A 9,505-nucleotide genomic window follows, 5' to 3' on the forward strand; every position below is an offset into this window, starting at 1 on the left:
TGCTCTGATAAAACAGGTTGCTCTGATAAAACAGGTTGCTCTGATAAAACAGGTTGCTCTGATAAAACAGGTTGCTCTGATAAAACAGGCTGCTCTGATAAAACAGGCTGCTCTGACAGCTGATCAACTTGATTTAAAACATTTACTATCGCACTTTGAGTGTCCATTGATTGAATCTGAGTGTCATTAACCTCCTCTGTTTTCGGTAAGACACTCCCCTCATTGTGTGGGATACTGATGTCCCCATTTTCAATTGGTTTGTTCTCCTGTTGCTCAAGATTTATTCGTTCTAATTCAATTGCATTCTGATAATATTGAGAATTAATCCAAGATACAGCAACATTATCCTCAACCACGCTTGCAGATTGCACTTTATCCATAAGTTGTGATTCGGATTGTTCCGACACGTCCTTCTCAGAATCAATTGTTAAATTAATTGTTTTTGAATGAGGCCATTGAGAGTCCTCTGTGATTCGAGCTGAATTTTGTTTTGCCTCCTGGTGATTGGATATTTGGGATGCAATATCAGTTAGTAATAAAATAAAATCATTTGCTTCATTGATGTCATTAGTTGGTGTAGCATTTTGTATCTGTGATTTTTCTACAGTGTTTGTCAAAATTTCGTCATCTTTATTATTGCTACTCGACAAATTATTAGAGAAAAGGTCAACCACTCCTGATAGATTTGATATTGCTTTATTCAAGTCAGTCACTCCAATTCTCCTTAATTTTGTAGATTAAAAAGCAATATCCATACCAATTGAATAGGTAATAAAGGATTAAATTCTCGTTAAAAAATATTACTTGATTGTAAATTTACCTATAAGGCTCTTTTTAAATCAATTTAAGTAATGTTAATCTGCACTCACTAAAACTTTGTGAGCAATTGTCATGTATGGTAGGCTTCCTTTTAAAAAGAAAAAATATACACTCGAATCAGTTTCAGATGAAATTACAGAAGCTAAGAGGTTATTGAGAGCGAACAATAAAGAGGATAAAGAGAACAAAACTTTTCTTGAATTGCTGGAACTACGAACCCAAGATTTTGAGAAGGCTCTAGAACAAAACCCCGATCCTTATGAAAGGCAAAGGATATTAGAGCAATATCACCGTTTTGCTAAAACATTATCATCTTGCTTATCCCAACCACAGAACACAAGTTTTTACATAGCTTCCTATCATAATAATAAAAATTATTATCCAGTAGGAGTTACTAAAGTAATTGAAGAACCGATTCGGCATAATATATCACTTGCAGCGACCATTACAGGTGCGGCGCTTATTTTAGCATCCATAGCTGTGATATGGATTAATCCATTGATAACTGCCATTTTGCTTCCAATTGGTATTACGATGTTAGCTCCTGGTGGGGCATCCTTATTAATCCCCAGTCCTCTTGATACCTCAGAAGTAAAACAGGAAGAAAAAATGATTTTTCAACTGGGTGCTACAATAAATAAACCTGAATTATCTTTTGATGAAACTACTATATATACCTCTGAGTACAGTACTGTATTCTAAAAGTTCTGACCTAATTTCATAAGAACTCATGGAATTTTCTTAAAATTGAGCTATCATTCAGTTTTTGATTTCAGGAGCTCCTTATGAAAGTAGGTCGTGACAGCTTATCAACAAAATCTCAATTACATGTAGACGGAAAAACTTATCATTATTACAGCCTTAAAGAAGCGGAACAAAAAAACTTAAAAGGAATCAGTCGCCTTCCTTATTCACTTAAAGTTCTTCTTGAAAATCTGTTGCGTTTTGAGGATGACAACACAGTTACCACCAAAGATATTCAAGCTGTTGCCGACTGGCTTAACAATAAAACATCCCAACATGAAATTGCATTTAGGCCTGCACGTGTATTAATGCAAGACTTCACAGGGGTTCCTGCTGTAGTTGATTTAGCTGCAATGCGAGATGCAATTGCTAAAATGGGCGGTAATCCCGATAAAATTTCCCCATTATCCCCCGTTGACCTGGTTATTGACCACTCAGTGATGGTTGACAAATTTGGTAGTCAAGACGCTTTAACGGTAAATACTGAAATTGAAATGAAGCGAAACAACGAGCGTTATGAGTTTTTACGCTGGGGACAAAAAGCTTTTGATAATTTCCAGGTTGTTCCTCCTGGAACTGGTATTTGCCACCAAGTAAATCTTGAATACCTTGGAAAAACGGTATGGAGTAGTTCTGATGACGGGACTTTATATGCCTATCCTGATACTTTAGTAGGTACAGACTCCCATACAACCATGATTAACGGATTAGGTGTTCTGGGATGGGGCGTTGGAGGAATCGAAGCTGAAGCAGCCATGCTGGGACAACCCGTATCGATGTTGATTCCCGAGGTTATCGGATTTAAATTGCATGGAAAAATGCAGGAAGGAATCACTGCAACCGACCTCGTTCTCACTGTAACGAATTTGCTTAGAAAAAAAGGTGTTGTTGGCAAATTTGTTGAATTTTATGGCCCAGGTCTTAGCGACTTACCCCTTGCTGATCGAGCTACAATTTCTAATATGGCTCCTGAATATGGTGCTACATGTGGATTTTTCCCAGTAGACAAAGAAACCATTCGTTATTTGGAGCTGACCGGACGTGATCAACATACTATTGCGTTGGTTGAAGCGTACGCTAAAGCACAAGGTATGTGGTATGATAAGGACAGCGAAGATCCGGTGTTTACAGATACTCTAGAACTTGATTTGAGCACCATTGTCCCTTCATTAGCAGGACCAAAACGACCACAAGACAAAGTAACCTTAAGTTCTTTACCTCTGGAATTTGATACGTTCCTTAAAGAAGCAGGGAAGGAACAGGAAAAAACGTCTTCTTTCGCTGTAAAAAACCATGATTTCCAAATGAAACATGGCCATGTGGTGATTGCGGCAATTACCAGTTGTACTAATACATCGAATCCAAGTGTGCTCATGGCAGCAGGTTTGGTCGCTAAAAAAGCAATCGAAAAAGGACTGCAACGCAAACCTTGGGTTAAGTCTTCTTTAGCTCCTGGCTCCAAAGTAGTCACAGATTATCTCAAGCAAGCAGGATTACAGTCTTATCTGGATCAATTAGGTTTTAACTTGGTTGGCTATGGTTGTACTACATGTATCGGCAACTCTGGACCATTGCCAGATGCGATATCTCACTGTGTCAGTGATAATGATCTCGTTGTTTCAGCTGTTTTATCAGGTAACCGTAATTTCGAAGGCCGCGTGCATCCACAAGTCAGAGCAAACTGGTTAGCATCACCTCCGTTAGTTGTTGCTTATGCCCTATGTGGAACGACCACTATTGATCTGAGTAAAGATCCTATAGGCACAGACGATGCGGGGAATGATGTATATCTTAAAGATATTTGGCCATCCAATGCTGAAATTGCTGCCGAAGTAGCTAAAGTTACGGGGGGAATGTTCCGTAAAGAATACGCTGAAGTTTTTCTTGGTGATGAGCACTGGCAGTCAATTAAAACTAGCAGTGGAAAAACCTATGAATGGAATGATCATTCAACATACATTCAGCACCCACCGTTTTTTGATAATTTAAAAGCAAAACCGGATTCAATTAAACCGATCAAACAAGCTTATATTTTGGCTTTATTTGGTGATTCAATTACAACCGATCACATCTCTCCAGCTGGTTCCATTAAGGCGAACTCTCCTGCAGGCTTGTATTTGAAATCAAAAGGAGTTGATGAAAAAGAATTTAACTCGTATGGCTCTCGTCGTGGTAACCATGAAGTGATGATGCGAGGCACTTTTGCTAATATTCGTATTCGCAATGAAATGACCCCTGGTCAAGAAGGAGGTATCACCCGTTATATCCCTTCTGGCGAAGTAATGCCTATTTACGATGCAGCTATGCTCTATCAGAAAGACCATCATCATCTGGTAGTGATTGCAGGTAAAGAATACGGTACCGGCTCTTCAAGAGATTGGGCGGCCAAAGGAACCAATTTACTTGGTGTCAAAGCCGTACTTACCGAAAGCTTTGAACGTATTCACCGCTCTAATTTGATTGGTATGGGCGTTTTACCTTTACAATTTTGTGATGGTATAACACGTAAGACTCTAGATCTTAAAGGAGATGAGCGTGTGAGTATTGACGTATCCGATTCATTAAAGCCTAGCTCAATGGTTTCTGTAACAATTGAACGTGCCAATGGTCAAGTAGAGCAGATTAAAGCATTATGTCGTATCGATACTGCCGACGAATTAGAATACTATAAAAATGGTGGTATTCTTCAATACGTTCTCAGGAATCTGTGTGCTTGAGATGATTATAATACCTTCTGCGTTGGGCCATTGGCCCAACAGCTCTGATATAAAGTCAACTCATCTGTGTAATGTTCATCATTTGCTTGGCTTTAAAGGCCAACCTGCTTTTTATTTAATTTCATTAGTAATAATAACACTGCGCATCCAAAGTTTATTGCGATTTGCTTGTACCGCATTTGTTAAGGACCCATCATGAATCACCCTAAAAAGGTTCTAAGTGTTTTTTCTTTAGTAATGATCAATGTCATTGCTGTTGATAGCTTACGTACCCTTCCCATTAGCGCCAAACTCGGTCTTACGCTTATCTCTTATTATGTTGTAGCTGCGTTTGCATTTTTTATTCCTGTATCTTTAGTAGCAGCGGAATTGGCAACTACCTATCCAGAAACAGGTGGAATTTACGTATGGGTTCGTGAGGCATTCGGTAAACGGGCAGCTTTTATTACTATCTGGCTTCAGTGGATATATAATGTTGTTTGGTACCCAACAATACTTGCTTTTATCGCGGCCACCCTATCTTATTTAATTGCCCCAGAATTAGGAAGCAACAAGTATTATTTGCTAGGTACAGTACTTATTCTTTTTTGGTTGTTTACGATACTTAATTGCTTCGGAATGAAAGTATCAAGCATAGTCAGCACAATTGGAGCAACTGTAGGCACCATATTTCCGATGCTTTTCATTATTTTCTTAGCGATACTTTGGGCCGTTCAAGGAAAACCTATGGTTGTTGGCTATCCCGATACCTGGTTACCTGACTTTAGTTCTTTGGGTAATTTATCGTTATTCGCAGTGGTGCTATTTGGTCTTCTTGGAATGGAAATGTCTGCAGTACATGCTGAAGAAGTAAAAAATCCGCAACGGGATTATCCAAAAGCACTTTTTTATTCAACTATTTTAGTCATTTCAACACTTTCTTTAGGCTCAATAGCCATTATGATTGTAGTCCCTAATGAAAGTTTGAGCGTTGTATCTGGGCTTATAGATGCTTATGCTGTTTTTTTTAATTCGTACAATATGCCATGGATGACATCAGTCATAGCCGTTTTAATTATTTTAGGCGGTCTCAGTGGTGTTTCTGCATGGATTATTGGCCCAACAAAAGGATTAATGGTTTCAGCTCGCGATGGTTCTTTACCTGCTCAATTCGCCCATACAAATAAATACGGTGCTCCAACAACGATTCTCTTTGCACAAGCTATTATTTTTACCATTTTAAGTACGGCTTTTATTTTGTTAGATTCGATTAATGCCGCGTACTGGATGTTAAGTGATCTCTGTGCTCAGATGGCCTTATTGGTTTATGTCTTTATGTTTGCGGCGGCTATTAAGTTAAGATACAGTAAACCCAATCTCCATCGTGGTTACACTGTCCCAGGTGGTAATATAGTTATGTGGCTATTATGTATCATTGGGATTATCTGTTGTCTTACAGCAATTGTTATCGGTTTTGTACCGCCAACACAAATACCTGTTGGTAATGTATTTATTTTTGAGTCATTTTTAATCGGTGGATTAATTTTATTTGTTTTAATTCCATGGTTTCTTGCTAAAAAACATTAAAGTATTTAAAGCCGTCATCCCGAGCATAGCGATGGAGCGCTCATCAGATGGCACAAGAGTTACATCATGGAAATACGTCGGCTTATCAACCAAAAAAAACGCTATTCAGAGTAGACGTATTATGAATGATGAGAAAAGACATGCACGATAAAAGTTACTATAAACACATAGACGGTCTCAGAGCGTTAGCAGTTACTTCAGTATTTTTATGTCATTTAGATTTTGCTTTTTTTAGTGGTGGATTCGTTGGTGTCGATGTTTTTTTTGTAATAAGTGGTTTTTTAATTACAAATATTATAGTACACCAGCTTGATAGTTCGGCTGGCTTTAGCTTTTTAAATTTCTATGCACGAAGAGTTAAACGCATATTTCCGGCTCTATTTTTTACACTGTTTCTTTCCTTTATTGCTGGTATATTATTTTTAAATCCAGCTCCGTTTAAAATATTTGGCAAGTCATTGTCATTTGCTGCACTATCTGTATCAAATATATTTTTCAAAAATCAGTCTGGGTATTTTGATATTTTTTCACAATCAAGCCCATTATTACATACATGGTCATTGGGAGTTGAAGAACAATTTTATATCTTTTTTCCAATTATTTTGTTCTTTTGGCATAAATTTTTTAAAAAAAATTTAGTTATTATTATTGCACTTGTCTTTATTATTAGTTTTTTATTGAATTTGTATTATCAAAACTCTCAGTTAGTTGCTCTTTATTACTTGGCTCAATATAGAGCCTTCGAATTCTGTATAGGTGCATTTATTGTATTTTTAATGAAAAACAAAATTAATCTACATCCATTTTTTATAGAGCTTTTGTGCTTTTTAGGTATTGTACTGATTGTAATTCCAACCTTAATCTATAGTTCCTCTACATTATTTCCAAGCTATAATGCTCTAGCTCCATGTATTGGTGCTGCATTAATAATTTATGCAGGGACAGCTAAATATACTGGATCTATTTTTAGATGCTTGCCAGCAAGACAGATAGGCTTAATTAGCTATTCATTATATTTAGTCCATTGGCCTCTAATTATTTTTTTCAAAACATATCACCACGATTATGGTTTAAAATTTGATATTAGTTTTAACGAAAAAATATTGGTTATTACTTTAGCTCTTTTTTGTTCATTTTTTATGTATTACTTTATTGAACAACCCTTTAGAAATGGGTCCAGTATACAAAAAAATCAAAAATACTTTGTTAAAACAATTACTCAAGGTTTATGTTTTGCATTTCTTATAGCTTTTTTGGGTGTTTCTATCGGTCGAAGCCACGGTTGGATTTGGAGGACTACTAGCCCAGATGTAGTGGCTAAAGTTGAAGATATAACTAAATATCACGTCGAAAACTGGGGGGGAGCTGATTTCACTGGAGAATTCATACATAAGGGAAAAACTAACCATGCTCAAATTGTGATAATGGGTGACAGTCATGCTGGAATGTTAGATGAAGGAATAGTCGCCAAGATAGCTAAGCCTCATCAATTAACTGTATTTACTTCCTCAGGTGGAGGTGCAGGTAAATATGCATCCTCATTATTGATACCAGGGATAACACGGTTAGATAAAGAGCAAAAGTTATATGATGATAGCGCAAAACTTGCATATAAAGAGGCATTAAAGGTACTTAATGCAACAAAGGAGCAAAATATTCTTATTCTTTCTGCGAGTTGGAATGAGCAGATAAATGCGGCGGGCTTCTTAAAAAATCATCGATCGCTCAACATAAATACATCCTCAATGACCTCTTATAATGACTATAAGCCTTTTTTAAATGCCTTAGATAAGCTGCTGAAGCTTTTAGGCAAAAAAAAATTAATCATTGTAGGTGATGTACCTGGCTCACTATACAACCCAATAAATTGTCTGGGTAGCTTAAAATGGTTTAAACGCTCTGATTGTTCGTTCGCTGATAATGAAAATCGAAATCAAGCTGCTTTAAATGTGAATAGAATTCTAGCCCGATATGCATCTGAAAGAAATAACGTTTATTTTCTTAATCCTTATGACGTTTTTTGTAAAAACGGTTATTGTTCCTCTGGCGACTCTCTTGGACACCCCTACTATTCTGATGGGAGCCATCTGTCAAAAATTGGATCAAAATTTCTGGTGGGTCATCTGCAGCATAAGATTTTGGATATATTAAATTTCCCTACACAAAGTGTACGAATTGCATCAAAGAATGAAAAATAGAACCTTCTCGAGGATAATAATTAAAAAGTTATTAACTTAATGATCTCGCACAAGGCCACACGCCATTCATTATGCCTTAACAATATACAGATAGGTCGTTAGTAATGAATAATTCTCGTATCAAGAAAACACTCTTAAAAAATGAATTTTTGGGATTGTTAATATTATTCATTGTTTTATTTTGATACAATCCATTTTTTTAAATGAAGATATACTCGATGGATACACTCGAAAACAAACCTGCTTCCGTTTCAGCCACTCAAGAGCTAAAAGCACTGTTTGAGATTGACAAAACTAACAGACAAGCAACTTGGTACAATCGTCTCATCACATGCCTACCCTACGCTATCTTCACTAGTGGAGAACCTGAGATCATCTTCAATCCCGCAGGCCTCACCTTCTATAATCTTGAGCTTACTGAAACCCTCCCTGAAGTCGGCAGTACTGTAACACGCTATACCATTCCCGAACTCATCGATACGTTCTTAATCAACGAAGGGGTTGGCATAGCCATTGAGGCACGTAATCCAAAACAAGCTATTGATCTCAGTTATGGCGACGTCCTGGGTTTTCATCTCTATCGGACGTTTGCTGAACCAGAGAATCATCCCTTCAAAACAGATAAACCTCATGCCCATATTATTCGCAAAGACGTTGATATTATCATCAGCGACGTTCCAGCGCAGATCCTGCCTACTACCTCAATAAAATTACTTGAAGCGATCATGCAGCATTTCGGCATCAACGACGCCCAAGTCAAGCTCGTTTATCTTCCTGAAACAGAGCAGCAGGAGTTGGTGTTTTCAATCGACAAGAATCAATTTGAGCCCAGGAAAATGCAAGAGCTGCTCCAAAAAATGGGCTGGTTTTTACCAAGGTATTATTCTTATTTGACCTGTGATCTGAACAATGTATCCTTTCAAGTTGGAAAACATTAAAGCCAAGCTAACAGTGAACGGATTGGATTCATTCACCAATCTTTTTATACGTTATTGCTATAATATCAGTCTCAATAATTAGCACGTATTCTGAACCTTTATATACTGTTAATTTAATATAGATTTTTTAATTCTTGACGATTAGAAGGCACTAATCTTATTGTTTGATTTGGCTATTTATTACAAAAAGTAATCGTAACTCCCCACGTCATCCCGAACCCGAGCGCAGCGAGGGTGAGGGCTCTCCTGCGGTGTATCTCGGATACAGTCATGTAAAAAAACATTTGAAAAATTATGTGGTTGTGATCAAATAGCTGCATGAAATACTACGAACAAATCATCAGCACACTATTGGCTAGGATTGCGGAACTAGAAAAGAGAGTGACGCAACAGGCGGCCAGGATAGCAGAGCTGGAAAAACGTTTAAACAAGAACAGCAGCAACAGCTCAAAACCACCATCCAGTGATGGCTTAAGAAAACCACCACGCACTACTTCATTGCGTGAAAATGGCAAGCATAAAA

6 protein-coding genes and 1 pseudogene are annotated in these 9,505 nt (G+C 37.4%); 6 read left to right on the forward strand and 1 reads right to left on the reverse strand.

Translation table 11 applies throughout. From position 1 onward, the window contains the following. Positions 1-713: hypothetical protein (locus BW930_RS17280; RefSeq protein ID WP_217697077.1), on the reverse strand; the 713-nt coding region annotated here is incomplete at its 3' end. A 178-nt stretch (positions 714-891) separates the two neighbouring features. Here BW930_RS17280 and BW930_RS15880 point away from each other — a divergent pair. From BW930_RS15880 to BW930_RS17555, 6 genes and pseudogenes are all read left to right on the forward strand, one after another. Beyond that, on the forward strand, positions 892-1,521 hold the full coding sequence (locus BW930_RS15880; protein WP_058467083.1) for a lpg1689 family Dot/Icm T4SS effector: 630 nt from the start codon (positions 892-894) through the stop codon (positions 1,519-1,521). 83 nt (positions 1,522-1,604) lie between these two features. Further along, entirely contained in the window at positions 1,605-4,280 is a 2,676-nt protein-coding gene (gene acnA, locus BW930_RS15885; protein WP_058467082.1) for an aconitate hydratase AcnA, read from the forward strand. Positions 4,281-4,475: 195 nt separating this feature from the next. After that, positions 4,476-5,846: an APC family permease gene (locus BW930_RS15895; protein WP_058467080.1), complete on the forward strand. Its 1,371-nt coding sequence runs from the start codon at positions 4,476-4,478 to the stop codon at positions 5,844-5,846. 140 nt (positions 5,847-5,986) lie between these two features. Further along, positions 5,987-8,044, forward strand: coding sequence for an acyltransferase family protein (locus BW930_RS15900; RefSeq protein WP_058467079.1), 2,058 nt, complete (start codon positions 5,987-5,989; stop codon positions 8,042-8,044). A 218-nt stretch (positions 8,045-8,262) separates the two neighbouring features. After that, complete coding sequence (locus BW930_RS15905; RefSeq protein WP_058467078.1) at positions 8,263-8,982, forward strand: hypothetical protein; 720 nt, start codon at positions 8,263-8,265, stop codon at positions 8,980-8,982. 396 nt (positions 8,983-9,378) lie between these two features. Then, positions 9,379-9,505, forward strand: a pseudogene (locus tag BW930_RS17555) (DUF6444 domain-containing protein); the annotation flags it as partial.

The organism is Fluoribacter gormanii (assembly GCF_900156395.1).
GTDB lineage: Bacteria > Pseudomonadota > Gammaproteobacteria > Legionellales > Legionellaceae > Legionella > Legionella gormanii.

Coding starts and splice junctions, on each gene's coding strand:
- BW930_RS15905 (WP_058467078.1), top strand. CDS start 8,263: ATGGATACACTCGAAAACAAACCTGCTTCCGTTTCAGCCACTCAAGAG.
- BW930_RS15900 (WP_058467079.1), top strand. CDS start 5,987: ATGCACGATAAAAGTTACTATAAACACATAGACGGTCTCAGAGCGTTA.
- BW930_RS15880 (WP_058467083.1), top strand. CDS start 892: ATGTATGGTAGGCTTCCTTTTAAAAAGAAAAAATATACACTCGAATCA.
- acnA (WP_058467082.1), top strand. CDS start 1,605: ATGAAAGTAGGTCGTGACAGCTTATCAACAAAATCTCAATTACATGTA.
- BW930_RS15895 (WP_058467080.1), top strand. CDS start 4,476: ATGAATCACCCTAAAAAGGTTCTAAGTGTTTTTTCTTTAGTAATGATC.